Raw genomic sequence first — 25,455 nt, 5'->3', positions numbered from 1 at the left:
GCTGTTTGGAAAACACGCAAGCAGGGATCGTTACCCCATGAGAGAAGACCGCCTCAGCCCGTTTCGCGACGCGCAGACCGACCGTTCGACCGCAAGCGAGGTACCCGACACCCCGCAAACCCGCTCACCCGCCTATCGCCTTGCCTTTGCCGATGAGGATTTCCTGTGCCGGGACGAGTTGCGCCCGGTGCGCCTGCAGCTGGAACTGCTCAAGCCCGAGATGATCATGACCGAGCGTGAGATCACCTCGACCATCGTCATGTTCGGCGGCGCGCGTATCCCTGAGCCATCACAGAAACACACCGCGCGGACGGAAACGCTGGCCGGGCTGTCGGAATATTACGACGAAGCGCGCGAGTTTGCCCGGTTGATGACCGAGAAATCGAACGAAACCGGCGGGCGAGAGAATGTAATCGTCACCGGCGGTGGCCCCGGCGTGATGGAGGCTGGCAACCGCGGCGCACAGGATGCGAACGGCTGTTCCATCGGTCTGAACATTGTGCTGCCGCATGAACAGGCACCGAACCTGTACGTTACGCCCGAGCTCAGCTTTAACTTCCACTATTTCGCCATCCGCAAGATGCATTTCCTGATGCGCGCCCGCGCCATCACCATCTTCCCCGGCGGCTTTGGCACCATGGATGAGCTGTTCGAGTCCCTGACCCTGATTCAAACCGGCCGTATGGAGCGTGTGCCTTTCCTGCTATTCGGTCGCGCGTTCTGGGAAAAGGTCATCAACTGGGAGGCGCTGGCCGATGCCGGCACCATCTCGGACGAGGATCTGGACCTGTTCCGGTTCGTCGATACCGCGCAAGAGGCGGTCGACATAATCGAGAAATGGGAACCCACCCCGCCCCGTGACGAAATACCGGGGCGCTAAACGATGGGGCGCAAGACCGGCGAGATGCTGCATCTGCGGGGCAACGCACTGACCAAGGGCGAGCCCGTGGCCCTGCCCCTGACCCAAAGCAGTATGTTTCACCTGCCCGGCGCACCGGACGGGCATGATTTCTACGGTCGCGTCAACAACCCAACCTGGGAACATCTGGAACAGGTTCTCGCCCATCTTGAAGACGCCCCCTGCCTGGCTTTCCCGTCGGGCATGGCGGCGATCTCGGCCGCGTTGTTTGCCACGGTCAAAGCCGGGTCGCGCATCCTAATCCCGTCGGATGGCTATTACGTCACCCGCGTGCTGGCCGACCGATTTCTGTCTGGTCTGGGTGTCATCGTGACAGAACGCCCGACAACCGCCTTTTCCGAAGGCGGGTTCGACGGCTTCGATGTGGTCTTTGTCGAAAGCCCCTCGAACCCTGGTCTGGATATGATGGACCTGCCAGCCATCGCGTCGTCCGTGCGCGCAGCTGGTGGGATCACCATTGCTGACAACACAACCATGACACCACTGGGCCAGCGTCCTTTGGATATAGGCATAGATATCGTCGTGTCCTCGGACACCAAGGCCATGGGTGGGCATTCCGATCTGCTGATGGGCCATGTGGCCAGCCGTAATACAGATGCCATGGAGCGTGTCGAGGAATGGCGGCGTGTCTCTGGCGCGATCCCCGGTCCGCACGAGGCTTGGTTGCTGCATCGTGGGTTGGAAACGCTGGATGTTCGGTTCGACCGGATGTGCAGCTCAGCCCAGGTACTGGCGGAACGGTTGGCGGCGCATCCGGCTGTGAAAGACATCCGCTATCCCGGCCTGCCAGGTGACCCATCCTACACCTTGGCACAGGCTCAGACCACGCGGTTCGGATTCCTTCTGTCGATCACGTTGGAAACCCAGGCCAAGGCCGAAACCTTCATCAACACCTGTCCAATGCTGCGCCCTGCGACGTCTTTTGGCGGCGTCCATAGCTCGGCCGAGCGCCGCGCCCGTTGGGGCGACGACGTTGACCCCGCTTTTGTCCGTCTGTCGGTGGGATGCGAGCCGGTGGTTGAGCTTTGGCAGGCAATCGATGCCAGCCTGAACGTGCTGTAATTACTTTTTGGGCGCGCGCAGCTCGGTGAACACGTAGATCGGCAGCACGACGCTGGCGATCAGCGCGCCCAGCCAGACCAGCAATGTCGCAGCCAGCAGGTTGGAAATTCCGCCAACCGTCAGCCCATTGGTCACCAGATCGGTCACAAGCAAGCCGACAAAGGTCACGATCAACGCGATCCCACCTTTCAACGAAGGCGCCCTTTTCTCACCCAACTTCAGGATCAGCGGCTCGGCCACCACCTGCACCAGCGTGAAGACGATCACCACAACGATGAATGAAATCGGCTTGATTGCAAAACCGGTCAGTAGCAAAGCGGCCAACATTAACCCAATGGCATTGCCCGCCAGCAAGGCCAGAACCGATTTAAGTCTGCGCGTCATCGGCTGATCTCCGTCAATGAATAATATGAAACAACCTAATAGTATCAGAGATTACGAAACTTGCGAACCGATTTAGCCACCGGTTCTTTTTGACCTGTTGAAATCACGTGATAAAATACCTTCATCATGATCAGCCCTTCCCCCATCCATGAGAGGTGAGATGAGCGACGATCCCTATGCCGCACTTGGCGTGGCCAAAGATGCCAGCGACGCTGAAATCAAAAAAGCGTATCGGCGTATTGCCAAGGAATGCCATCCGGACTTGAAACCCGGGGACGCCGAGGCCGAAGCCAAGTTCAAGGCCGCCGCCGCGGCCTATGATCTGTTGAAAGATCCTGAGACGCGCAAACGCTATGACAATGGTGAGATTGATGCCTCGGGACAGGAACGCCCGCAACAGCAATACTATCGCGATTACGCCGAAGCTGCCGGCAACCCTTATCGCGGGCAGGCGACGGACCCGGACGACATGTCGGATATCTTTGCTGAATTCATGCGGGGTCGCGGCGGATTTGGTGGGCAAGGCGGCCGCGAGTTTCACGCGCCCGGCCACAATCTGAACTTCACGCTTCAGATCAGCTTTCTGGATGCGGTATTCGGCGCCAGCCAGAAGCTGACCCTGCCGGATGGGGACCGGATCGAAGTCAAGATACCCGCAGGGATCACAAGCGGTCAGACCATTCGCCTGCGGGGCAAGGGTGCCGCTGGCTATGGTGAGGGGCCGCGCGGCGATGCGCTGGTGACAGTATCGGTCGCGGATCATCCGGTATTCGACCGTCAGGGAAATGACATTCACATCACGCTGCCCATCACGATTGATGAGGCGGTGCTGGGCGCCAAAGTGGCGGCGCCCACGATCGATGGGGGTGTAAACGTGACCGTCCCGGCCGGAACCAGCAGCGGCAGAACCCTGCGCCTGCGGGGTAAGGGCGTCAAGAAGCGCGGCTCGGCCGAACGGGGCGACCAGTTGATCGAGCTGACCATTTCAATGCCCGATCAAATCGATGATGAGTTGAGGCAATTTATGGATTCATGGCGAGAAACCCACCGCTATGACCCACGCAAAGGAATGCCGTCATGACCCGCACCCTGACCGAAGAGGAACTGATCACTGCCGTAGCCCGGCTGACTTCGACCCGATTGACAGAATATCTGGCCGCCGAAATCGTGATCCCCGAACAAACAGATCGCGGATTGGTCTATCACAGCCTCGACGTTGCCCGGCTGGAGTTGGCCTGCGAGTTGCACGACCAATACGAAATGGAGGCAGACGCAGTGTCGATGATGATTTCCCTGATCGACCAGATGCATGGGCTGCGCGCAGAACTTCGAGAGGTCCTGAACGCCGTCGCAGCGCAGCCAGATCCGGTTCGTCAGCAGCTGATCAAAGTGATCGGCACCGCGAGATTCGGGTGAGAGCGGCCTAATTGTCGACCAGATATTCTTCGGGAACAAAGAATGTGTAATCTCGGTCGGCAACCGCCTCGTGGCAATCGTGGCAATACGCAACTGCGTTGGCGCGATCCCCCATCGTGTCCCCAAACAATGACCCGTCCGGCATGACCATGATATAGCGCCAGTCAGCCGTAGCAGGGTTGGCGCCCTCGGCCAGTTTCTGCATGACGAACATCGCGCCGGGATGGCTTTTCCCCTCATCCGTAACGGTCACGCTGTCCTTGGCCAGCACAGACCCCACCGGGAGCTTTTCGCCATCCGTCAGGGTTGCATAATTATACGCCATCCGGTTCGCATAGCTGTTCACAAATCGTCGACCATGGGTTTCAGATATATACGGCGCATCGTTGTACAGCGGCCAGTTTTGGTAATTCAGAAGCAGATCCAACTGCGCTGCGGCATAGCCGCGTGCCATCCGGCGCTGCAACGAGTCATAAATTTCACGCGCGTCGTCCTTGGTCAGATCAGCCGGATTTTCGATAGCCAGATGAGCATCCTCATCATTTGACTGCGCAACAGCATCAGTTACGGCTACGGCCGCACAAGCCAAAACTAAAACAAAATTAAAGTACGGGATTTTCAATCGAAACATCATAAAGATAACCCAACTCGTAACCTGTTATGCCGCAATCGGCACACGGAGCTGAAATACAAGGTAGCCGCCGTGAACGAATTTGCCACATGCCAGCCACCGAACTCACCCTATTGTGCGCAAGTGAGCCTGGTGCATCCACACCTAGCCAATGAAACATATCAAATTTTGCATTCGATAGACAGCGCCCCAAAAATTAATTTTGCGACGCCCTTCTATTCAGCCGCTTATCCGCGGTCGAGACCGGCCTCGGCCTCAATCTGCTTGCGCGATTTACGGGCGCGTTCGGTGGCCGATTTCAGCTGACCGCAGGCCGCCATAATGTCCTCGCCCCGCGTCTTGCGGATGGGCGAGGCATACCCGGCCTGATAGATGATATTGGCAAAAGCCCGAATACGATTGTTCGAGCTGCGCTTATACGGCGCGCCGGGCCATTCGTTGAACGGGATCAGATTGATCTTGGCCGGGATTTTGTGGCGCTTGATATGTCCGATCAGACGATGCGCATCCTCATCGCTGTCATTCACACCATCAAGCATCACGTATTCAAACGTAATCCGTTCCGAATTGGAAACCTTGGGATAGCTGGCCAAAGCCTGCAGCAACTCTTCGATATTCCAGCGTTTGTTGATCGGCACCAGCACATCGCGGACTTCATTGGTCGTCGCGTGGAACGAAATTGCCAGCAGGCAGCCGATTTCCTGCGCGGTACGCGCGATCTCGGGCACCACTCCCGATGTCGACAGGGTAATCCGGCGGCGAGACAGCGAGATACCTTCGGGGTCCATCGCGATTTTCATCGCATCGCGGACATTCTCGAAATTGTAAAGAGGCTCGCCCATACCCATCAGAACGATGTTCGACAGCAGGCGGGTTTCGTCCTTGGGCGCACCCGGTACCGGCCACTCGTCAAGATCATCCCGCGCCATCATCACCTGACCGACAATTTCCGCCGCCGTCAGGTTGCGCACCAGTTTCTGCGTGCCTGTATGGCAGAAGGAACAAGTCAACGTGCAACCGACCTGAGACGAGATACACAGCGTGCCGCGATCGTCCTCGGGAATATAGACCACCTCGACCTCATGCCCGCCAGCAATACGGACCAAATATTTGCGTGTGCCATCCTCGGACACTTGTCGGGTCACAACCTCGGGGATTTCGATCACGAAATGCTCGGCCAGCTGGGTACGATAGGCTTTGGCCAGATTGGTCATCTCGGCAAAGTCGCGCACACCCCATTGGTAAATCCATTGCCAGATCTGGCCCGTGCGCATCTTGGCCTGTTTTTCAGGCGTGCCGTGTTCGATCAGGGTTTCGCGCAGGCGATCCCGGGTCAACCCGACAAGGTTCACCTTCCCCTCCGGCAATTTGCGGGGGATGGTCATGACGTCTTGAGTGATCGGCGCTTTGGGCGACATAGGTGGGTCTCGAAGATTCTGGCTTGGAATGCGCCTCTATATAGGACTGCGCGCAAAGATCAAAAGAATTCGTCGCGCCTAATTTACAAAACGCAGCAATTCGTCAATCCGCAGGCGCCCCAATTCAATCCGGCAAGAGGTGATACCAATGCCGGTTCCCGACCCACCACCAAAAGACGCGCCGACCGCCTCGCACTGCGCATCACGATACCCGACCCAGGCGCTTTGCGCCGCCTCCATCGCAGGCGCCGCGCTTGTCCGTCCGGTCACCTCGTCCAACGCGTTGGCTGCATCCATGGCAAAGCCAAAACTATCGGTCAGCGCGGCCTCAACCCCCGCTTCCATACTGGCAACGCAAGATCCGATTTCGACTTGTGAACTTGCGTTCGTGCATTCCATTGCAGGATCCGCCACAGCCAACGTGGGGGTTAAAACAGCCAGTAGCACCAAACGCATGACATACTCCTCGAAGGGTCGTTAGACTAACGCGTTCAGCTTAGCACAGCGACGCCAGAGGTTACAAAAAACCGCGGGGGGATCAACCCCGCGGTCATTCGAACTCCTATGCCGCCCGGACGTTTCCAGGCCAGCCGTACTGGATCACGCACCTGCTGGTGGAATAAAGCAATCCTCGGCGTCCAGCGTTTTGACCGGATCGTTTGGCCCACATTGCTCTCCCGAAACCGGGTATGTCTCAGCGGATTTATCACAAGCGCTCAGCAATACGACGGCGGTCAGCACAAACAGGCCCAAAACTTTCTTCTGCATCGATGCTCTCCTTTTCTCTCTGCTTGAACCGATTAGTTCAGTATTTCAGAGCACGGAGCATTGACGCAGATCAAATTTATAGATGACGTTAAGTTAAGCTATGAAGGAGGGCGGTCCTATCCTGCGAAACTGGCACCACTTTGCAAGCCGGGCCACTGCCCGAGCGCTGGCGCGCTCAGTTGGTACAGCGTTTCTCGGCGTCGTCTAAAGCGGCTGTGAAGCCCAGCAATGAGAAAGTATCTTTGGTCTGAGTACCGCGTTCGGACCGGGCGGTCAGCACTGCTTCGGTACCGCTCTTCATGGCAGCGATTACTTTTTGGTCATCACCCTCTGACGCGGGCCAGGCCCATTCGCCTTCGGTGCTGAATTCGAAGCTGTTTCCGTCGATGGATACAGATACGGTCGATCCCGCGGCAAACGGATAGCCCCCGGTGAATGAGACGCGCCCCTTCACATCGGGATCAGGTCTGAACACGACAAACAGCAGGATGTCGCTGCGCCTTACCGAAACAACGCGCCCGCCGCGCGTGTTGACGGTTTCATCCGGCGTTGCAACGCTCCAGCATTCGGTTGGGTCCTCTTCCACAAACACACTCCAGTCGGTGTTTACGGATACTCTATTGGTGCTGTCTGCCTGCTGAGCGGTTGCAGCCGTTGTCATCCCTGCCACGCACAGGCCCGCGATTACGCGGACGAGCTTTGATCCCATCTGTCCAGCCTCCTAGCTCGACCTAATACCTCATACCCACCGGAATGGCTCGCGAACCCTGACGGTTCGTCTGTAAGTTGCGTCTTCCGGTGATTGCCGACATACACACACTATCGCAAGTTTCGCCATAGGCGAAAGGGCGGTTGGCAGTTTTTTGCGCATGTTTAGGAGGGTCCCGATGACGCAGCCTGTAGCAATGACCGAACTATGGCGGGGGCCTTTACTGGAAAGCCTGCATCTGGGACATGCGGTTATCTGTGATGACACGGGTCAGATCGTGCGCAGCTGGGGCGACCCGGAGGCGATAATCTACCCCCGGTCTTCGGCCAAGATGATACAGGCCCTGCCGTTGATTACATCTGGGGCGGCCGCGAAATACGGGCTGAACAGCGAGCATCTGGCATTGGCCTGTGCCTCGCATAACGGCGCGCATATTCACACAGACAGGGTAACGTCCTGGCTGGACCATCTGGGCCTGGCAGAACCCGATTTGCGCTGTGGGCCGCAAGAGCCACAGGATATGGCGGCGCGCGACGGGCTGATACTTGCCGACGACACGCCCTGTCAGATCCATAACAACTGCTCGGGCAAACATTGCGGGTTTTTGACGGTAGCACAGCATATGGGCGCCGGGCCGGAATATCTTGAAATCGACCACCCGGTTCAACAGGCCTGTTTGTCCGCGCTGGAAGAAACCACCGGCGAAACCAGCCCCGGCTATGGCATCGATGGCTGTTCCGCCCCGAACTTTGCCACCTCGCTGGTGGGGATGGCACGGTCGATGGCGTGGTTTGCCTCGGCGGCGGACCGGTCGGACCGGGCCAGCGATGCAGCACAACACCTGACCGCGGCGATGATCAAACATCCCGAGCTGGTGGCCGGAGAGACGCGCGCCTGTACCGAGCTGATGCGCGCCATGAACGGGCGCGCCGCGATCAAGACCGGGGCCGAGGCCGTATTCATCGCCATCATCCCTGAAAAACGCATGGGCGTCGCGCTGAAGATCACCGATGGCGCCACCCGTGCCAGCGAATGCGCCATTGCTGCCATTCTGGTCAGCCTCGGCGTACTGGAGGCCGATCACCCGGCCACCCGCACCTTTATGAACGCCACGCAATACAGCCGTCGCGGGCTGGAATGTGGCGTGATCCGACCCGCGCCGGGATTCCCCGGCTAGGGCCGCTACATCTCAATCTCGTGAATCTCGGCCACCTCGACCGAGCCTGACCCGTTCACGACCATGGGGCATCCCTTGGCCATTTCATTGGCGGCGTCGATGCTGTCGGCCTTGATCACGGTAAAGCCGGATACCGGGTTGGCACCGCCATTGTCGACCACACCGCCCGAGCTGACGGTATAGGACTGGCCCACCGGGTTGCCGGGTATTTCTAGTGACGGACCCATATTCTGAAACCACGCGCCCCAGGCGGCCATGGTTGCTTCGACTTCGGCCGGGTCCGATGGCGTGGTCCCGCCGTGATAGACAAACAGAAACTGTGGCATTTCTTTCCTCCCAGATGAAAACTTATTGCACCAGACCGGCCAGCTTGTTCAGCGTCGAGGTCCAGCCTTTCTCGTGGTTTGCGGCGATTTCGTCATCGCCCAGGTCGCGGTGATCGACCACCAGCCGAGCGCCGCCGCCCGCAGTTTCGACCCGCAGTGTTACATGGCTTTCGGCCCCACGCTGATCCTGATCGTCATGCCAGCCCCAGGTGAAGCCAACCGAATTGGGCGGGTCGACATGGGTCACATGGCCCGAGACCTTGAACCGCTGGCCCTCGCCATTCTGCATGACCGAATACCACGGACCAACGCGCGAAAAATCGAGAGTATGTTCGGGCACATGCACCCCTTCGGGGCCCCACCATTGCAACAGCCGTTCTGCGACACTGATCCACGCAAACAGATCCTCTGGCGGTATCGGGAACGTGCGCTCCAGCTTTAGATCGGCCATGAATTATCCCTTTCAATAGCATCGCCCAGACGATCCAGACTGCTTTCCCAGAATTGTCGTTTCGAAATGGTCCATTCCGCGATTGCGCGCAGACCTTCGGGGCGGATCGAATACATCCGCTGGGTGCCCTGCACCCGTTGCCGAACCAGCCCGGCCTCACGCAAAACCTTCAGGTGGCGCGAGACCGCAGCACCTGACATACCGCGCCCTTCGATCAGGTCGCCTGCGGGCTGCTCTCCGTCCTGCATCAACTGTTCAACGATGGAAAACCGCGTGGCGTCGGACAAGGCGAAGAATGTGGTCAGAAGCGTGCTCATGACCACTGTTTAACATTTTTGCTAAATAAAGGGAAGCCCCGGCTTTCAGGCTTGGGAAAATTCCTGCCGCGCATAGCCCTGCAGATACAAAAGCGCGGTCAAATCGCCATGGTTGACGCGCACTTCGCATTGTTCCGCGACCGAAGGCTTTGCATGCAGCGCAACCCCGGTTCCGGCCCGGCCCAACATACCCAGATCATTTGCCCCGTCACCCACAGCGATCACATCGTTTTCGGACAGGCCCAGACGCTTGGTAATCTGTTCCAGCGCGTCGACTTTGGCCTGTCGTCCCAGAATCGGTCGCTGCACATCGCCGGTCAGCTTGCCGTTTTCGGCCAGCAGAGTGTTGGCACGGTTTTCGTCAAACCCCAATTCACTGCCCACCTTGGCAGTAAACGCCGTGAACCCGCCCGAGACCAGCGCCGCATAGCCGCCATTGGCGCGCATCGTCGCGACCAGCTCCTTGCCGCCGGGCATCAAGGTGATGCGTTCGGCCAGAACCTTGCCGATCACAGCCTCATCCAACCCTTTCAGCAACCCGACCCGTTCGGTCAGCGCGCCTTCGAAATCCAATTCACCATTCATTGCGCGGGCTGTGATGTCCTTGACGCGGTCGCCGACACCGGCCTCATCCGCCAATTCGTCGATGCATTCCTGCTGGATCATGGTGCTGTCCATATCCGCCAACAGCATCTTTTTGCGCCGCCCCTCGGCAGGCTGCACGATCAGGTCAACGCCAAGCTTCTGCAAATCACCCCAGACATCCCACTGGTTGCCCGGAAGTTCCTGCAGCGCAAACTCCGCCGCCTCATCCGGGCTGAGCCAGATGATCTCGGCCCCGCCCCAGGCATTCCGCAACGACTCGACCAGCGCCAAATCCAGCGCGCGCGTTTCGGGATTGGTCAACAGGGTGGCAACATACATAGTCTATCTCCGGCGAATTCACCTGCGATTAACGCAGATAGCCCCCGATCGCCAGAAGACAGTTTGTCCGCAGCAACCTCTGGCACATCGTGCGGACAGAACGGCGACCGATTGCGCCTTTCAGGGCTTTACCAGCACGCCATTCCAAGACAGATTCGCCAGGACTGGACAGAAAGGAACTCGGTAAATGGGCAACCCGCTTTACGATCGCTTGTTTGGCATTCACGCGGGCAAAGAGACGCCTTTCCTGCATCTGCCCAACGGTCAGGTGCTGACCCATTCTGATTTCCTGGACATGGCATCTCGGTTGGCCAATACCCTAATCGGCTTTGAGCTCGAACCCGGACAACGCGTTGCGGTTCAGGTGGAAAAGTCGCCCGAAGCGCTTGCGCTGTTTGCTGCTTGTGTGCAGACCGGTCTGGTTTTTCTGCCACTCAACACTGCCTATACGGTCAGCGAACTGAGCTATTTCATCGAAAACAGCGGCGCTGCGCTGGTGGTCTGCGATGATGTAAATAAGGCTGGACTGGCACCCGTCGCCGCCGCCCAGAAGGCACGACTTGAAACGCTAAACGCTGATGGATCCGGCAGCCTGATGCGGCGTGCTCTGGGTATGCTGCCTGCTTTCGAGCCGGTCAACCGCACCGAGGATGATCTGGCCGCCTTCCTGTACACGTCCGGCACGACCGGCCGATCCAAGGGCGCGATGTTGTCACAGGCCAATCTGCTGTCGAATGCCGAAACATTGGTACGGGAATGGCGGTTTACCGACGATGACGTGTTGCTGCATGCTCTGCCAATCTTTCACACTCATGGGCTGTTCGTGGCAACCAACGTGGTGCTGGCTTCGGGCGGGTCGATGATCTTTCTGCCAAAATTCGATCTGGATGAGGTACTGCGGCATTTGCCTGATGCAACCGCGATGATGGGGGTTCCGACCTTCTACACCCGTCTGTTGGATGACGACCGGTTCACCGGCGATCTGGCACGTCATATGCGGCTGTTCATCTCGGGCTCGGCCCCAATGCTGGCCGAAACGCATCAGCAGTTTGAGGCCCGCACCGGGCACCGCATTCTTGAACGCTACGGTATGACCGAGACCAACATGAACACCTCGAACCCCTATGACGGTGAACGCCGCGCCGGATCCGTGGGGTTCCCCTTGCCGGGCATTGAGCTGAAAGTGACCGACTCTGAGACGGGTGAGACCTTGCCACAGGGCGAAATCGGCATGATCGAAGTGCGTGGTCCCAACGTCTTTGAGGGCTATTGGGAAATGCCCGAGAAGACCGCAGCAGAGTTGCGCGAGGACGGGTTCTTTATCACCGGCGACCTTGGACGTGTGGACGTGGACGGCTATGTCCATATCGTCGGACGCGGCAAGGACCTGATCATCTCGGGCGGGTACAACATCTATCCCAAAGAAGTCGAACTGGTGCTGGACGACCAGCTCGGTGTTCTGGAAAGCGCAGTTATCGGCGTGCCCCATCCGGATTTCGGCGAAACCGTGTTGGGCCTGTTGGTAGCCGAACCAAACAAGTCGCCCGACCTCGAGGCCATCATGGCAAGCGCACAGACCCAACTGGCGCGATTCAAACATCCCCGCAAGCTGATCGTGCTGAACGAATTGCCGCGCAATACGATGGGCAAAGTGCAAAAAAACGCGCTACGCGAAGCTTACAAAGACCTGTTTACCGAAGACTAGGTCTCAGCGGCGCGCGCCCCTGTGCGGTCAGCAACCAGCAATCACGGCCCTCGAACACGGCAGTGGCCAACGGATGACCATAGCCCGCACCCGCATCCAAATTGATCCGATTGCCGCAATGTTCCGCCGCATCCACAGGGGTGTGACCATGCACGATCAGCCAGGGGTGCGGGCCAGATTCAACCAAAAATTCCTGCCGTATCCAAACCAGGTCATCTTCGGATTGCTGCAACAGTGGAAGACCGGGCCTGATGCCAGCGTGGACGAACAGCAGCTCATCCTCTTGATGGTAAACTGGCAAAGCGTTGATGAAATCCAGATGTGCTGGCGGTACGGCGGCACAGGCCCGTTCATGGACCTGATAGATGCGGTCATTGTCCGTGACTTCCACCCCGTAGGAGGCCAGCGTTTCCCCGCCACCCAGCCGAGGGTTCAGCCAGTTCAGCGTGATGGGCAGCTGCTTGTCCGCGATTTCTCGGTCCTGCACAAAGCGGGCCATCATGCGGTCGTGGTTGCCCTTGACCATGACCCAGTTGCGCCCCGCTTTTTGGCCTTCGATCAGCAGGTCCAGCACAGCGCGGCTGTCCGGGCCCCGGTCGACATAGTCACCCAGAAACACGATCTTTGCATCTGGCCCGCCATCGGCCTCGATCCGCGACAGCGCAACCTGCAGCATGCCGAGCTGGCCGTGGATGTCACCGATTGCATAAATTGGCGAGGACATGGAAAACCCTAAATCAACAGGAACACCCTGCTTGTGACGCGTCTTGGCGGCCGGGAAAAGAAAATACCCACGCCTTGGAAGACGCGGGTATGAAGTGTCTCAGATATTCAACACCGCCTCAGGCAACGTCGAACTCCAGCGGTTTGATTTGCGTGAACAGGCCGGTTTCGGCCAGCTTTGCCCGCGCCTCGGCTGGTACGGGTTCATCAACATAAAGCAAGGCGATCGCCTCCCCCCCTGCCTCGGCGCGTCCGAGGGTGAAGTTCGCGATATTGACGCTGTGCTCACCCATGGCCTGGCCCAACGCACCGATGATACCCGGCACATCTTCGTTTGTGGTATAAAGCATGTGCGCGCCCACCTCGGCGTCGATATTGATGCCTTTGATCTGAATGAAGCGCGGCTTGCCATCACTGAACACGGTTCCGCCGATCGAACGCTCGCGTTTCTCGGTCACGACAGTCACCTTGATATAGCCCTCGAAGGCGCCAGACTTGTCCTGATTGGTGGTCGAAATCTGAATACCACGTTCCTTGGCCACAACCGGGGCCGAAACCATGTTCACCTCGGGATTGAACTTCTTCATGATCCCGGCAACAGCCGAGCAGTTCAAAGCGGCAAGATTCATCTCTGACGCAACACCATCATACAGGATGTTGATCGCTTTGATCGGCTCATCCGTCATCTGACCAATGAATCCGCCCAGATGCCCGGCCAATTTGATCCACGGGCCCATGACCTTGGCCTCTTCGGCGGTGACGGACGGCATGTTCAGCGCGTTCTCAACCGCGCCGGTCAGCAGGTAGTTCGAGATCTGCTCAGCCACCTGCAGCGCCACGTTTTCCTGCGCCTCGGTCGTTGCGGCCCCCAGATGCGGCGTGCAGACGACGTTGGGCAGGTTGAACAGCGCGTTTTCCTTGGCAGGTTCCTCGCTGAACACGTCAAAGGCGGCCCCGGCGACATGGCCGGATTGCAACATCTCGGCCAGCGCCTCTTCGTCGACCAGACCACCACGGGCACAGTTGACGATGCGCACGCCGGGCTTGGTCTTGGCCAGATTTTCGCGGCTGAGGATGTTGCGAGTCTGATCGGTCAGCGGCACATGCAAGGTGATAAAATCGGCACGCGACAGCAGCTCATCCAGTTCAACCTTTTCAACACCCATCTTGGCGGCTTTCTCTTCGCCCAGATAGGGATCATAGGCGACAACCTTCATTTTCAGGCCCAGGGCGCGTTCGCAGACGATCCCGCCGATATTGCCCGCACCAATGACGCCCAAGGTCTTGTTGGTCAGCTCGATCCCCATGAACTTAGACTTTTCCCATTTGCCTGCATGGGTCGAAGTGCTGGCCTCGGGGATTTGCCGCGCCACGGCGAACATCATCGCAATCGCGTGCTCGGCTGTGGTGATCATGTTGCCAAAGGGCGTGTTCATCACGATGACGCCCTTCTTGCTGGCGGCATCCTTGTCGACATTGTCGGTGCCGATGCCGGCGCGACCTATGACTTTCAGCTTGTCCGCATGTTCCAGCAAGGTCGGCGTGACCTTGGTGGCCGAGCGGATGGCAAGGCCGTCATATTGGCCAATCACTTCGGCCAGCTTGTCTTTGTCCTTGCCCAGGTCGGGCATGAAATCCACGTCGATGCCGCGGTCGCGGAAAATCTGAACAGCGGTTTCACTGAGTTTGTCAGAAACGAGTACTTTGGGAGCCATGTCTGTGGTCCTTGAATGTAATGAGATGTCCGGGCCTGAGGCGGCCCGGTGAAGATTGGGAAAGATCAGGCGGCTTCAGTTTGTGCTGCGAGCTCAGCCTCGAAGGCCCAGGCTAGCCAGGGCAACATCGCTTCGATATCCGAAGTTTCGACCGTGCCGCCGCACCAGATACGCAGACCCGCAGGTGCGTCGCGATAAGCCCCGATATCCAACGCGATATTCTCGGCCTCCAACCGTTTTGCAACGGCCTTGGCGAAGGCTGCGCCGTCCCGAATGCGCGCATCGGTGAATTTCAGACAGACAGACGTATTCGACTGCGTCGCCGGGTCGTCAGCCAGGTTGGCGATCCAGTCATTCTGCTCGCAGAACGCATGCACCTCACCGGCATTGGCATCGGCCCGGCCAATCAATCCCTGCAGACCACCAACTGAGCGCGCCCAGTCCAATGCCAACAGATAGTCCTCAACCGCCAGCATCGACGGGGTGTTGATCGTGGCGCCAGTAAAGATACCATCGATCAGCTTACCGCCCTTGGTCAGGCGGAAAATCTTGGGCAATGGCCATGCGGGGGTATAGCTTTCAAGCCGCTCCACAGCGCGCGGGGAAAGTATCAGCATCCCATGCGCCGCCTCTCCGCCCAGAACTTTCTGCCAGCTAAACGTGGTCACATCCAACTTGTCCCACGGCAGGTCCATCGCGAAGGCCGCCGAAGTCGCATCGCAGATCGTCAAACCCTGACGGTCATCCGCAATCCAATCACCGTTTGGCACCCGCACGCCCGAAGTCGTGCCGTTCCATGTAAAGACCACGTCATGGAAGAAGTCGACCGAGGCCAGATCGATGATCTGCCCATAATCGGCTGTTTTCACTTCGGCGTCGATTTTTAGCTGCTTGACCACATCCGTGATCCATCCCGCGCCAAAACTTTCCCAGGCCAGCATCTCGACCTTGCGTTCGCCCAACAGCGACCACAGCGCCATCTCAACCGCGCCGGTGTCAGACGCGGGAACGATGCCGATCTTGTAATCTGCTGGAATGTCCAGCACTTCACGCGTACCTTCGATGGCCGCTTTCAGCTTGTCCTTGCCAACAGCAGCGCGATGCGAACGGCCAAGCGCTGCGTCAGCCAGTTTGGTCAGGTCAAATGTGGGGGGTTTGGCGCAGGGGCCCGAGGAAAAGCGCGGATTTGCCGGCCGCATTTCAGGTTTGCGCACGGCGTCATGCGACGCCGGTTGTTCGATAGTCATGTGTATTACCCTTCCAGATACACGCCCCTCGTTGGGGAGGGGTGTCCCACGGACAGAGCTAGGGTGCAGACGCAGCATCAACAAGCGAAAAAGACTCATCAGAAATCAAAAACGACAGGTTTTTATGCGCAAGTGGGGGGAGCGCGTTTCCGATAGGCGCAATTTCGTCCCCGGCTCAGCGCATCGTCCTCGTTGCCTATCAGGTCAACCGAACGGCTTCACCCGTTGCCAGCGCCTGTTGTGCCGCCAACCCCATACGAACGGCCCACAGCCCATCCTGCAGCGTCACATCCGGCGCGGCCCGCTCGCCTCGAACAAGCGCCAGGAACCCCTGATGCTGGTAATAGGTCGATCCATTGTGGTCCCCGGCGGCCAGCAGGCGCGGATCGACGGGGATGTCCTGTGACACCGGCCCCTTCGGATTACGCGGGCTGACAATCACCTGCGGCACCGGCGGCTCACCCAGATGATCGGGCCAAAAGCGCCCCGGCCCCGGCACCAGCGCCTCGATCTTGGCCTGCGGTCCTGTGGCCGAGATTTCCTCTTGATACCGCGATCCTTCGGCGAACATGCACAGTTCCAGCATCGCCCGCGTGCCGTTGGCGAAATCAACCAGAACATAACCGTGATCCAGAATATCCGGCGTTTCCCCATCATAGCTTTCGTCCAGATGGTTTACCGCCTGCCCACCGCTGGCGGTGATCCGCACCGGATCGGACCCAAGGATCAGCCGCATCAGGTCGAAGAAATGGCAGCATTTCTCGACAAATGTGCCGCCGGTATTGCGATTGAATCGGTTCCAGCTGCCGACTTTTTCCAGAAAGGGGAATCGATGTTCCCGGATCGTTAGCATCTGCACCCCGCCGGTGGAATGGAGCCCTTTGATCAAAGCGGCAATCGGAGGCATATAGCGATATTCCATCGCCACCCAGATTGGATGGGGATAGTCACGCTGCACCGTTTCCAGCCGCGCCGCATCCTGCGGATCGGTAAAAAGCGGCTTTTCCACCAACAGGGGCAGTGGGCGCATCGCCGCGATGTCGCAGATCTGATCCACATGCAGGTGGTTCGGGCTGGCGATAACCAGGCAATCCAGATCCTCGATCGCCAGAAGATCCGCCACTGATCCCACCATCTCGGCCTCCGATGCAATCACTTGCGCCGCGCGGGCCATCTGCGGGTCGGGCTCATAGATCGCCGCCACGCGCGTGCCATCCAGCAGAGCGATATTGTGCAGGTGCTCCTGCCCCATCATGCCGCATCCGATCAGCCCGTAATTGATGGTCCGGGTCATGCGCGTTTCCTTTTACTTCAAACGTTGAACATAGGTGGCCCGATCCGGATCGAACCAAGTTTTAGAGAATTCGACGGGTTCGGCCTGTTCTGACCAGCTGAACCGCTCGATATACCCGACGGTCTGCCCAACGGGCTTGGTAAAGCCCGTCGGTGTCCAATCGGGCAGCACCGCGATTGAAACCCTGTCTTCGGCCCGCGTGATCCAGAACCCCAACTGCTGCTGATAATAGCGATACAGCGAGTCCGACAGCAGGTCGCCGTCGATCAAACCCACTGATTCGTCGAGCCATATCTCTTCGACCGCGATGATTGTGTCATTCAAATAGCGCATCCGGCGCACGCGCGACCCCGTGGCCGCGGCTCCGAAACCGGGCAGATTGGCAGGCTTTTCCAGATGATCGACCGACAGGATATCCGCGCTTGGCAAACCGCCCCCTTCGGGCAGCTCAAGACGGAACATCGCATAGACGCTGTTCTGCGTTCCGGTCTCACGGATGTAATTGCCCGAGCCCTGAATGCGTTCCAGCATCCCTTTTTTCTCAAGCTCGGACAGCGATTTTCGCAAGGTCCCGACCGAGACATTCAGGTCCGCCGCCATGTCCCGTTCCGGCGGCAGGCGCTCACCGTCAATCAGACGGCCGGCCGCAATATCGCGGATCAGCAGTTCTGCAATCTGAACATATATCGGAAGGGCATTGGGGTTTCGGCTTGTGGGGGGCACGTCGGGGCGCTTCGATTGGTCACAGGAAAAATTGATACACTATTGATCTACATCAATGTGATTGCTACGCAAGAGAAAAAGCAAATCCTGTGCGGAGAACGACCCAGATGACGATCGTCCCAATCACCTCCCCCGATCTGAATGCGGCCGAGGTCTCGTGGTTTTCGGCTCTGTGTTCGGATGACTATCAGTTTCTGGGGATGCCCGATGGCGATCTGCGGTCCAGCTGGGACCACTGTTCCGCCATCGTGAAAGAGGCCGAGGCGCAGGGGTTTCGCAACATCCTGTGCCCGTCCTCCTATCAGGTCGGCCAGGACACGCTGAGCTTTGTGGCAGGCTGCGCGCCGATCACCGACAAGATCAACCTGCTGGCCGCGGTGCGTTGCGGTGAAATGCAGCCCATCATGCTGGCCCGCACCATCGCGACGCTGGATCACATGCTGAAGGGGCGGCTGACGGTCAACATCATCTCATCCGATTTCCCCGGGGAAAAAGACGACAGCGCCTTCCGCTATCAACGCTCACGCGAGGTCGTCGAGATTCTGAAACAGGCCTGGACGCGGGATGAGATCAATCATGCGGGCGAGGTCTATAATTTCTCGGGCCTGACCACCGATCCGGCCAAGCCCTATCAGACAGGCGGGCCGTTGTTGTATTTCGGCGGGTACTCTCCCTCCGCGCTGAACCTGTGTGGCGAGCATTGCGATGTCTATCTGATGTGGCCCGAAACCAAAGACCAACTGGCCGAGCGGATGAAGGCGGTTCATGCGGTGGCCGAGAATTATAACCGGACGCTGGATTACGGCCTGCGCGTTCACATGATCGTCCGCGATACCGAGACCGAGGCGCAGGAATACGCTGATTACATCGTATCCAAGCTGGACGACGAATACGGACGCGCCATCCGCGAACGGGCGCTGGATTCGACCTCTTTGGGTGTGGCGCATCAGGCCAGGAACCGCGATCTGGCGGATGAATACGGCTATGTCGAGCCAGGTCTTTGGACCGGCGTTGGCCGCGCGCGGTCGGGCTGTGGGGCGGCGCTGGTTGGGTCAACCGATCAGGTCATGTCCAAGATTGAAGGCTATCAAAAGATGGGCATCCGCGCCTTCATCTTCTCGGGCTATCCGCATCTGGAAGAGGCCAAGCACTTTGGCGCCCGCGTGATGCCCAACCTGAAAACCTGCTCGCTGCCCGAGGAATACGGGCGCGTGCCCAAAACCACCCCAGCCACCCCGCTGGGCAACGGAGTGCGCCGCTGATGCAACGTGTAAAACTGTCCGACACGCTGGAACTAAGCCGTCTGGTCTATGGTATGTGGCGCTTGGGCGATGACGAAGACACATCTGTGGGCCATGTCGAGGCCAAGATTCAGGCCTGTCTGGATCAGGGCATCACCACATTCGATCAGGCCGATATCTATGGCGGTTACGCAGCCGAGGCGGTTTTGGGCAACGCCCTGCGCGCCAACCCGGCGCTGCGCGCGCGGATGGAGATCGTCACCAAATGCGACATCGTTGCGCCGATGGGCCGATACGCAGACGCCATGGTCAAATATTATGACACATCGCGCGCGCATATCCTGAAATCGGTTGAAACCTCGCTGACCGAGATGGCAATCGACCATGTCGACCTGCTACTGATCCACCGCCCTGATCCCTTCATGGACCACCATGAGACCGGCGCAGCGCTGGACGAGGTCGTGGCCAGCGGCAAGGTGGGCGCGGTTGGCGTATCGAATTTCCGCCCGTGGGACTGGACCCTGCTGCAATCAGCGATGAAGACCCAACTGGTCACCAACCAGATCGAGATCTCGCTGGGCGAAATCCGCCCCTTCACCAATGGCGACCTTGCATTCCATCAACAGCATGGGCAGCCAATCATGGCGTGGTCGCCGCTGGGCGGAGGGCTGCTGATGGCCGGGAACCCTCCGGTCGGCGTGGTCGCGGATGAGATCGCGGCGGAATTCGGAGTGGACCGGGCGGCAGTGGCCGTGGCCTTCCTTCTGGCACATCCTGCAGGCATCCTGCCGGTGCTGGGCACCAACAATCTGGGCCGGATCAAACAGATTTCGGACGCCTTGAAAGTCAATCTGGATCGCGAGAGTTGGTACCGCCTTTATGAGGCGGCACTGGGCCATGAGGTACCATGATGAATGCAATGTCACAGGACATGAACCATACTTTCATCCCACACAAGGATGACACCCGAACCCTGCGCGATGCGTTTGGCCGCTTTGCCACCGGAGTTACCATCGTCACCTGCAACAGCACGGACGGTCCGGTCTGCATCACCGCCAACAGTTTTTCGTCCCTGTCGCTAGACCCGCCCCTGATCATGTGGGCCGGCGACCGCAACTCGCGCCGCTTCCCCTATTTCCACAAGGCGCGCCATTTCAGCGTTCATGTATTGTCCTCTGAACAGGCCGAGCTGTGTTTCGGCTGCTCGAAAAACGCCTTTGCGCTGCGGGACATCGCCCATGGGCATTGCTCGAATGGCACCCCTCTGCTGCCGGATTGTCTGGCACGGTTTGAATGTGAACAACACGCTTATCACGACGCAGGCGATCATGTGATCGTGGTGGGCAAAGTCCTGAAGGCCAGCATAAGCGATGGAGACGCGCTGACCTTCTATGCCGGAAAACTCGGCCAATTCGCGCAGTCCTAAGCGCGCTCTGACGACTGCGGGACAAACCCGCGGCTGACATAGGGAGGAAACGCATGGGCGGACTGGCAACGATGCTGGCGCCGATTGCATTCGTGAACGAAACCGTGCTGCGATTGGGCCGCGCGGTTGGCGTCGTTGCGATTGCATTCATGGTGACCGCAATCCTGATTCAGGTATTCTTCCGATATGTGCTGGGCAACGCACTGCCCTGGCCGGATGAGGCCGCCCGGTTCTGCATGCTCTGGATGACGGGTCTGATGGCCCCGACCGCATTTCGCCGCGGCGGGTTCGTGGCCATCGACATGGTGCCCCTGATGCTTCCGCGCGTATTGGGACAGATACTGATGCTCGCGCTGCTGTTCGTGTCACTGGCGGTGCTGCTGGTGGCGGTTAAGATCGGCTGGTCCGAAGTGACCGGGTTCGGGGGCAAATTCGCAACCGCCGCCTTGTATATTCCCACCTCATTTGGCTTTGACGAATGGTACCGTGTCCCGCGCAGCTGGATGATGGCCTCGCTGCTGGTGGGGGTGGCCCTTCTGATCGTAGTAAATGTCGAGCTGATCCTGCGCGCGATTGTCTCGCTATTGGGTGGCGCAGACCTGCTGCCTGAAATTGCCGACGCACCGGTGGGGGCTGAATAGATGTTGATTTGGTTCCTGCCCACCTTCCTTGTCTTTCTGATGATCGGCCTGCCGGTCTTTTTCGCCCTTTTGGCCGCCCCGGGTATCCTGCTGTGGCTGAATGGCCAATCCAATGACATCACCCTGCTGTACCGCAATGTCTATAACGGCATGGACAGCTTTCCCCTGATGGCAATCCCTTTCTTCATGCTGGCCGGAGAGCTAATGAACCGCGGCGGGATAACCATCCGTCTGGTGGAATTCAGCCAAGCCTTGATGGGCCATTTTCGCGGCGGGTTGGCGCATGTGAACGTGCTCAGCTCGATCCTGTTTGCGGGACTTTCAGGCTCTGCCGTGGCGGATACATCAGCGCTGGGTTCAATGCTGATCCCGGCGATGGAGAAGCAGGGCTATACCCGCAAATTTGCCGCGGCAATCACGGCGGCCAGTTCCGTCATAGGCCCGATCATCCCGCCTTCGGGCATCATGATCATCTACGCTTATGTGATGGGAGAAAGCGTTGCGGCGCTGTTTCTGGCCGGAATCGTGCCGGGCGTAATGGTTGGCGTTGGCCTGATGCTGATGATCAAATTCATGGCCGACAAGTATGATTTTCCCGTTGCCAGCCGCAAATACACATGGAGTGAACGGGGTCAGGCCAGCCTCAAGGCGTTCTTTCCACTGCTGACTCCGGTGATCATTCTGGGTGGTATTCTGGGCGGTATCTTTACACCTACCGAAGCCGCAGCGGTGGCCGTCGGCTATGCCTTTCTGATCGGCTTTTTCATCCTGCGCACCCTGACGCTCAAAGAAGTGCCCGAGATCCTCAGCAATGCCGGCCTGACCTCCGCCGTCGTTCTGCTGCTGGTGGGGGCGGCGATGGCGTTCAAAACCGTGGTCAGCCTCAGCCATGCGCCAGAACAGCTGGCCTCGCTGATCCTCAGCCTGTCGGAAAACCCGCTGATCCTGCTGTTTCTGATCAACCTGCTCTTGTTCGTTGTCGGCATGTTTCTGGATGCCGGGCCTGCGATCATCATTCTTGGGCCGATCCTGGGACCGATCTTTACCAGCCTCGGCGTCGACCCGATCCACTTTGCCATCATCATGAGCGTCAATTTGACCGTTGGTCTGGCCACACCGCCCATGGGGCTGGTGCTGTTCGTGGCCGCCGCCGTGTCGCGCGAAAAGGTTGAAACCATTGCCAAAGCGATCCTGCCGTTTCTGGCCGTTGAAATCATCGTGATCTTTCTGATCACTTACATCCCCGCATTATCCATGACGATCCCGAGGATAACGGGATTTGCCAACTAACTGAGTTCCACAGGGAGGAAACGCATGCTCAGAACCTTTATCAAAACCGCAGCGGTGGCCACGTCGCTGGTCGCCGCATCAGCCATCGTGGCCACGGCAGCAGATTATACGCTGCGCGCCACGGCCAACTCGAACGAAAATGACGAGGATTATGACGGTCTGATCGTTTTCAAAAACTATGTCGAAGCCGCTTCGAACGGCGCGATCGAGGTCGAGCTGTTCATCGGTACGCAGCTGTGTTCGAACGGCGCGGAATGCCTGCAGGGCGTGGCTGATGGCACCATCGACATCTATATCTCGACCTCAGGCGGGGCGTCGGGCATCTTTCCCTATGTTCAGGTCCTCGACCTGCCTTACCTGATGGCGGATGACCGGATTGCCGAGCATGTTCTGTCCGGTGATTTCACCCGACAGATGCGCGACATGGCGCTTGAGGATTCCGGTGGCGCGATCCGTCTGATGACCATCGGCAATACCGGCGGCTGGCGCAACTTTGCCAACACCCAACGTCGCGTGGCCGAGCCTGCCGATATGGAAGGGTTGAAAATCCGCACCGTGGTTGCCGACCTGCCGCAAGAACTGGTCAAAGCCCTGGGTGCATCGCCCACCCCGATCCCGTGGCCGGAACTGTTCACCAGCTTTCAGACCGGCGTGGTTGAGGGCTCCAAGAACGGCATCACCGACATCATGGGCATGAAATTCCCCGATGCTGGCCTGCAATATGTCACGCTGGACGGTCACGCCTATATGGGCGCGCTGTGGTGGATGAATAACGCCAAGTTCCAGGAGATGCCCGAAGACATGCGCCGCGTGGTGGTCGACGGGTTCTATGCGCTGCAGCAGGCCACGTTCGCGTCGCCCAAGCGCAAGTCGATCCAGGCCTATGAGGATTTCGTCGCCGGTGGCGGCGACCTCTATGTGCCGACACCCGATCAGAAAGCCGCGTTCAAAGAGGCCGCGACCCCGGTTTATGCCTGGTTCCAGTCCAACGTGGCGCGCGGGGACGAAGTGTTCACCGCCCTGACCGAGGCTGTTGCCGCAGCTGAGGCGGATGTGAACGCATCCCGCGATGCGGACCTGAACTAAGCCATGGTGCCGGGCTTTCGAGCCCGGCCCTTACCGAAACGGGTACATCCACCCCTTGTAGTCGTTGACCAGAACATGCGCTTTTTCGATCTGCTCCGGCGACATTTTCTTGACTACTTCCTCAAGGCTGATTGCCGCATCGGGATCGCCACCAATAGCGCTGAGCGTGTACCACATATACGCCCGCACCAGATCGGGCGCGGGCATTCCCAGACCCAACTCATAATACCAGCCGATCCCCGATTGTGCCCCCGGATGCCCCTTCATCGAGGCGCGCAGATACCACTCAAACGCGCGCTCGTAATCCTGCTCAACCCCCAGACCCAGCCCGTACATTACCCCGATCAGCTCTTCAGCCTCGGCATTGCCCGACCGTGCGGCGGGCATCAGTTCCTCGCGCGCAGCCTGAAACTCCCCGGCTTCCATCAGATCGCGCGCCTGTTCCAGCTCGGCCAGCGCCGGGGCCGCAAACAGGCAAAGGGCAAATACAAACTGGCGCATGGGATTGCTTTCCTTTTCGCCGGTGCGGCCGCAGCGCAAGAGCTGCTACGCCCGCTGACCGATGATGATTTCCTGTCCTTTGATATGGAACAGGCCGCCATTGGTCATCAACTGTTTTACGATCCGATCCTGTCGGGCAATCAAAACATCGCCTGTGCCCATTGCCACCACCCGGATTTCGGCACATCCGATGGGCTGTCACTGGGCATCGGCGAAGGCGGTCAGGGGTTAGGCCCCGATCGCACGCCGGGCACTGGGTCCGACAAAATCCGCAAGCGTATTCCCCGAAATTCGCCCGGCCTTTGGAACCTCGGGGCGAAGAACATCCATACTGTTTTCCATGACGGACGACTGAGTATCTCGGATGTCTATGGCAACGGCTTCAACTCTCCGGCGCAGGAATGGTTGCCCGCGGGATTGAATTCTCTGCTGGCCGCGCAGGCGCTGTTTCCAATGACATCCCAGTTTGAGATGGCAGGAAATGTGGCTGAAAACGAAGTAACCGGCGCGGTACATGACCGGATAGACAAGGGCTGGCCGATCCTTGCCAAGCGTGTGCGCACCGACCCCGCCTACGGTCCGGCCATGATCGCAGCCTTTCCTGAAGTCAAGACATCCGAAGACATAACGATCACCCAGATCGCCAATGCTCTGGCCGCTTTCATGGCCATCGAATGGCGCAGCATCGACAGCCCGTTTGATCAATATCTGGCTGGGAACACCGATGCTCTGACACCAACCCAAAAGTCCGGGATGGCCCTGTTCTACGGCAAGGCGCGCTGTGCCACCTGTCACTCCGGCCCGCTAATGTCGGATCAGAAGTTCCACGCGCTGGCCTTGCCGCCCTTTGGCCCGGGTCGCACCCGGCAATGGGATCCCAATGTCCGCGATGTTGGCCGCATGGGCGAAAGTGATCGGCTTGAGGATGCCTACCGCTTTCGAACGCCGATGCTGCGCAATGTCGCTCTAACCGCACCATACGGCCATAACGGGGCCTTTCCCGATCTCGACAGCGTGATCCGCCATCACCTCAACCCTGAACGCAGCCTGTCGCGTTGGACCCGTGACATGGCCACCCTGCCCGAAATTCCGTGGCTGGAACAGATTGATTTCGCGGTATGGGACGATCAGTTCGAAATGGCGCGCCAACGCAGCCGGATCGACATCCCAGAGATTGACCTGACAGATGCAGAAATCGCCAGTCTTGTGGAATTTCTGCATGGTCTGACCGGGACCAGAATCAAGACGCCGCCATTTGGGGTTCCTGGCAATTTCATCCCATAAGATCAGCCCCTGGCCAGTGCGGGGGCTGATCTGGTTGTCGTCTGTTTACTCAGCTGCGTCTTCGTATTCGGACATTG

29 protein-coding genes are annotated in these 25,455 nt (G+C 58.8%); 13 read left to right on the top strand and 16 right to left on the bottom strand.

What is annotated here, in order from left to right:
* Nucleotides 1-37: 37 nt before the first annotated feature.
* The gene (locus AC2FJW_RS13695; protein WP_142637203.1) at nucleotides 38-880 is read left to right on the top strand and encodes an LOG family protein; all 843 of its coding nucleotides are present in this window, start codon (nucleotides 38-40) and stop codon (nucleotides 878-880) included.
* Nucleotides 881-883: 3 nt separating this feature from the next.
* Nucleotides 884-1,981, top strand: a complete 1,098-nt coding sequence (locus AC2FJW_RS13690; protein ID WP_496750332.1) for a cystathionine gamma-lyase — start codon at nucleotides 884-886, stop codon at nucleotides 1,979-1,981.
* Here the strand turns inward: AC2FJW_RS13690 and AC2FJW_RS13685 are convergent, their stop codons facing one another.
* Complete coding sequence (locus tag AC2FJW_RS13685; protein WP_496750331.1) at nucleotides 1,982-2,365, bottom strand: hypothetical protein; 384 nt, start codon at nucleotides 2,363-2,365, stop codon at nucleotides 1,982-1,984.
* A gap of 160 nt (nucleotides 2,366-2,525) precedes the next feature.
* Here AC2FJW_RS13685 and AC2FJW_RS13680 point away from each other — a divergent pair, with 160 nt between their 5' ends.
* Both AC2FJW_RS13680 and AC2FJW_RS13675 read left to right on the top strand, forming a co-directional pair.
* Complete coding sequence (locus tag AC2FJW_RS13680; RefSeq protein WP_496750330.1) at nucleotides 2,526-3,446, top strand: DnaJ C-terminal domain-containing protein; 921 nt, start codon at nucleotides 2,526-2,528, stop codon at nucleotides 3,444-3,446.
* Nucleotides 3,443-3,781, top strand: a complete 339-nt coding sequence (locus AC2FJW_RS13675) for a hypothetical protein (RefSeq protein ID WP_281973035.1) — start codon at nucleotides 3,443-3,445, stop codon at nucleotides 3,779-3,781. The genes AC2FJW_RS13680 and AC2FJW_RS13675 overlap by 4 nt, the downstream gene beginning before the upstream one ends.
* A gap of 7 nt (nucleotides 3,782-3,788) precedes the next feature.
* Here AC2FJW_RS13675 and AC2FJW_RS13670 read toward each other — a convergent pair whose 3' ends face one another.
* From AC2FJW_RS13670 to AC2FJW_RS13650, 5 genes are all read right to left on the bottom strand, one after another.
* Nucleotides 3,789-4,412: a cytochrome P460 family protein gene (locus AC2FJW_RS13670; RefSeq protein ID WP_496703258.1), complete on the bottom strand. Its 624-nt coding sequence runs from the start codon at nucleotides 4,410-4,412 to the stop codon at nucleotides 3,789-3,791.
* Between the two features lie 227 nt (nucleotides 4,413-4,639).
* Nucleotides 4,640-5,830, bottom strand: coding sequence for a dual-specificity RNA methyltransferase RlmN (gene rlmN / locus AC2FJW_RS13665; RefSeq protein ID WP_496750329.1), 1,191 nt, complete (start codon nucleotides 5,828-5,830; stop codon nucleotides 4,640-4,642).
* A 78-nt stretch (nucleotides 5,831-5,908) separates the two neighbouring features.
* On the bottom strand, nucleotides 5,909-6,286 hold the full coding sequence (locus AC2FJW_RS13660; RefSeq protein WP_496750328.1) for a lysozyme inhibitor LprI family protein: 378 nt from the start codon (nucleotides 6,284-6,286) through the stop codon (nucleotides 5,909-5,911).
* Nucleotides 6,287-6,430: 144 nt separating this feature from the next.
* A complete protein-coding gene (locus AC2FJW_RS13655; protein ID WP_185956689.1) occupies nucleotides 6,431-6,598 on the bottom strand; it encodes a hypothetical protein in 168 nt (55 codons plus the stop codon).
* Between the two features lie 175 nt (nucleotides 6,599-6,773).
* On the bottom strand, nucleotides 6,774-7,307 hold the full coding sequence (locus tag AC2FJW_RS13650; RefSeq protein ID WP_142637215.1) for an invasion associated locus B family protein: 534 nt from the start codon (nucleotides 7,305-7,307) through the stop codon (nucleotides 6,774-6,776).
* A 178-nt stretch (nucleotides 7,308-7,485) separates the two neighbouring features.
* On the opposite strand from AC2FJW_RS13650, the gene AC2FJW_RS13645 reads away from it, so the two are divergent.
* Nucleotides 7,486-8,484: an asparaginase gene (locus AC2FJW_RS13645; protein ID WP_142637217.1), complete on the top strand. Its 999-nt coding sequence runs from the start codon at nucleotides 7,486-7,488 to the stop codon at nucleotides 8,482-8,484.
* Nucleotides 8,485-8,489: 5 nt separating this feature from the next.
* Here AC2FJW_RS13645 and AC2FJW_RS13640 read toward each other — a convergent pair whose 3' ends face one another.
* Genes AC2FJW_RS13640 through serB form a run of 4 tightly spaced genes read right to left on the bottom strand, consistent with a single transcriptional unit; the run spans nucleotide 8,490 to nucleotide 10,502 of the window.
* Nucleotides 8,490-8,810 (bottom strand): YciI family protein, encoded by a 321-nt coding sequence (locus AC2FJW_RS13640; protein ID WP_142637219.1) that lies wholly within the window; start codon nucleotides 8,808-8,810, stop codon nucleotides 8,490-8,492.
* A gap of 22 nt (nucleotides 8,811-8,832) precedes the next feature.
* A complete protein-coding gene (locus AC2FJW_RS13635; protein WP_496750327.1) occupies nucleotides 8,833-9,261 on the bottom strand; it encodes an SRPBCC family protein in 429 nt (142 codons plus the stop codon).
* Complete coding sequence (locus AC2FJW_RS13630) at nucleotides 9,249-9,578, bottom strand: ArsR/SmtB family transcription factor (protein WP_496750326.1); 330 nt, start codon at nucleotides 9,576-9,578, stop codon at nucleotides 9,249-9,251. The genes AC2FJW_RS13635 and AC2FJW_RS13630 overlap by 13 nt, the downstream gene beginning before the upstream one ends.
* A 45-nt stretch (nucleotides 9,579-9,623) precedes the next feature.
* Nucleotides 9,624-10,502 (bottom strand): phosphoserine phosphatase SerB, encoded by an 879-nt coding sequence (gene serB / locus AC2FJW_RS13625; protein WP_496750325.1) that lies wholly within the window; start codon nucleotides 10,500-10,502, stop codon nucleotides 9,624-9,626.
* Nucleotides 10,503-10,689: 187 nt separating this feature from the next.
* Here serB and AC2FJW_RS13620 point away from each other — a divergent pair, with 187 nt between their 5' ends.
* Nucleotides 10,690-12,207 (top strand): malonate--CoA ligase, encoded by a 1,518-nt coding sequence (locus tag AC2FJW_RS13620; protein ID WP_496750324.1) that lies wholly within the window; start codon nucleotides 10,690-10,692, stop codon nucleotides 12,205-12,207.
* Here AC2FJW_RS13620 and AC2FJW_RS13615 read toward each other — a convergent pair.
* The 5 genes from AC2FJW_RS13615 to AC2FJW_RS13595 all read right to left on the bottom strand — a co-directional run bounded on the left by AC2FJW_RS13615 (nucleotide 12,194) and on the right by AC2FJW_RS13595 (nucleotide 17,909).
* Entirely contained in the window at nucleotides 12,194-12,931 is a 738-nt protein-coding gene (locus AC2FJW_RS13615; RefSeq protein WP_496750323.1) for a metallophosphoesterase family protein, read from the bottom strand. The genes AC2FJW_RS13620 and AC2FJW_RS13615 overlap by 14 nt on opposite strands.
* Before the next feature lie 118 nt (nucleotides 12,932-13,049).
* A complete protein-coding gene (serA, locus tag AC2FJW_RS13610; protein ID WP_496697508.1) occupies nucleotides 13,050-14,645 on the bottom strand; it encodes a phosphoglycerate dehydrogenase in 1,596 nt (531 codons plus the stop codon).
* A 65-nt stretch (nucleotides 14,646-14,710) separates the two neighbouring features.
* Nucleotides 14,711-15,892, bottom strand: coding sequence for a phosphoserine transaminase (locus AC2FJW_RS13605; RefSeq protein ID WP_496750322.1), 1,182 nt, complete (start codon nucleotides 15,890-15,892; stop codon nucleotides 14,711-14,713).
* 199 nt (nucleotides 15,893-16,091) lie between these two features.
* Nucleotides 16,092-17,186, bottom strand: coding sequence for a Gfo/Idh/MocA family protein (locus AC2FJW_RS13600; protein ID WP_496750321.1), 1,095 nt, complete (start codon nucleotides 17,184-17,186; stop codon nucleotides 16,092-16,094).
* A gap of 12 nt (nucleotides 17,187-17,198) precedes the next feature.
* Complete coding sequence (locus AC2FJW_RS13595) at nucleotides 17,199-17,909, bottom strand: GntR family transcriptional regulator (protein ID WP_496697503.1); 711 nt, start codon at nucleotides 17,907-17,909, stop codon at nucleotides 17,199-17,201.
* A 107-nt stretch (nucleotides 17,910-18,016) separates the two neighbouring features.
* Here AC2FJW_RS13595 and AC2FJW_RS13590 point away from each other — a divergent pair, with 107 nt between their 5' ends.
* From AC2FJW_RS13590 to AC2FJW_RS13565, 6 genes are read left to right on the top strand one after another with little or no spacing between them, the layout of a single operon-like run.
* Entirely contained in the window at nucleotides 18,017-19,171 is a 1,155-nt protein-coding gene (locus tag AC2FJW_RS13590) for an LLM class flavin-dependent oxidoreductase (protein ID WP_496750320.1), read from the top strand.
* A complete protein-coding gene (locus AC2FJW_RS13585) occupies nucleotides 19,171-20,061 on the top strand; it encodes an aldo/keto reductase (protein WP_496750319.1) in 891 nt (296 codons plus the stop codon). The genes AC2FJW_RS13590 and AC2FJW_RS13585 overlap by 1 nt, the downstream gene beginning before the upstream one ends.
* Complete coding sequence (locus AC2FJW_RS13580) at nucleotides 20,061-20,576, top strand: flavin reductase family protein (RefSeq protein ID WP_185956692.1); 516 nt, start codon at nucleotides 20,061-20,063, stop codon at nucleotides 20,574-20,576. The genes AC2FJW_RS13585 and AC2FJW_RS13580 overlap by 1 nt, the downstream gene beginning before the upstream one ends.
* Before the next feature lie 53 nt (nucleotides 20,577-20,629).
* Nucleotides 20,630-21,217, top strand: a complete 588-nt coding sequence (locus tag AC2FJW_RS13575) for a TRAP transporter small permease (RefSeq protein ID WP_496689969.1) — start codon at nucleotides 20,630-20,632, stop codon at nucleotides 21,215-21,217.
* Nucleotides 21,218-22,507 (top strand): TRAP transporter large permease, encoded by a 1,290-nt coding sequence (locus AC2FJW_RS13570; RefSeq protein WP_496697500.1) that lies wholly within the window; start codon nucleotides 21,218-21,220, stop codon nucleotides 22,505-22,507.
* A 24-nt stretch (nucleotides 22,508-22,531) separates the two neighbouring features.
* Complete coding sequence (locus AC2FJW_RS13565; RefSeq protein WP_496697498.1) at nucleotides 22,532-23,593, top strand: TRAP transporter substrate-binding protein; 1,062 nt, start codon at nucleotides 22,532-22,534, stop codon at nucleotides 23,591-23,593.
* A 30-nt stretch (nucleotides 23,594-23,623) separates the two neighbouring features.
* Here the strand turns inward: AC2FJW_RS13565 and AC2FJW_RS13560 are convergent, their stop codons facing one another.
* The gene (locus tag AC2FJW_RS13560; protein ID WP_496697700.1) at nucleotides 23,624-24,094 is read right to left on the bottom strand and encodes a tetratricopeptide repeat protein; all 471 of its coding nucleotides are present in this window, start codon (nucleotides 24,092-24,094) and stop codon (nucleotides 23,624-23,626) included.
* An 84-nt stretch (nucleotides 24,095-24,178) separates the two neighbouring features.
* Here AC2FJW_RS13560 and AC2FJW_RS13555 point away from each other — a divergent pair, with 84 nt between their 5' ends.
* Entirely contained in the window at nucleotides 24,179-25,378 is a 1,200-nt protein-coding gene (locus AC2FJW_RS13555) for a cytochrome-c peroxidase (protein ID WP_496750318.1), read from the top strand.
* Nucleotides 25,379-25,455 lie beyond the last annotated feature (77 nt).

The sequence above is a fragment of the Ruegeria sp. CDSA020 genome, from assembly GCF_059612345.1.
The sequence above is the reverse complement of the archived record's forward strand: the minus strand, read 5'-3'. Positions and strand labels throughout refer to the sequence as shown.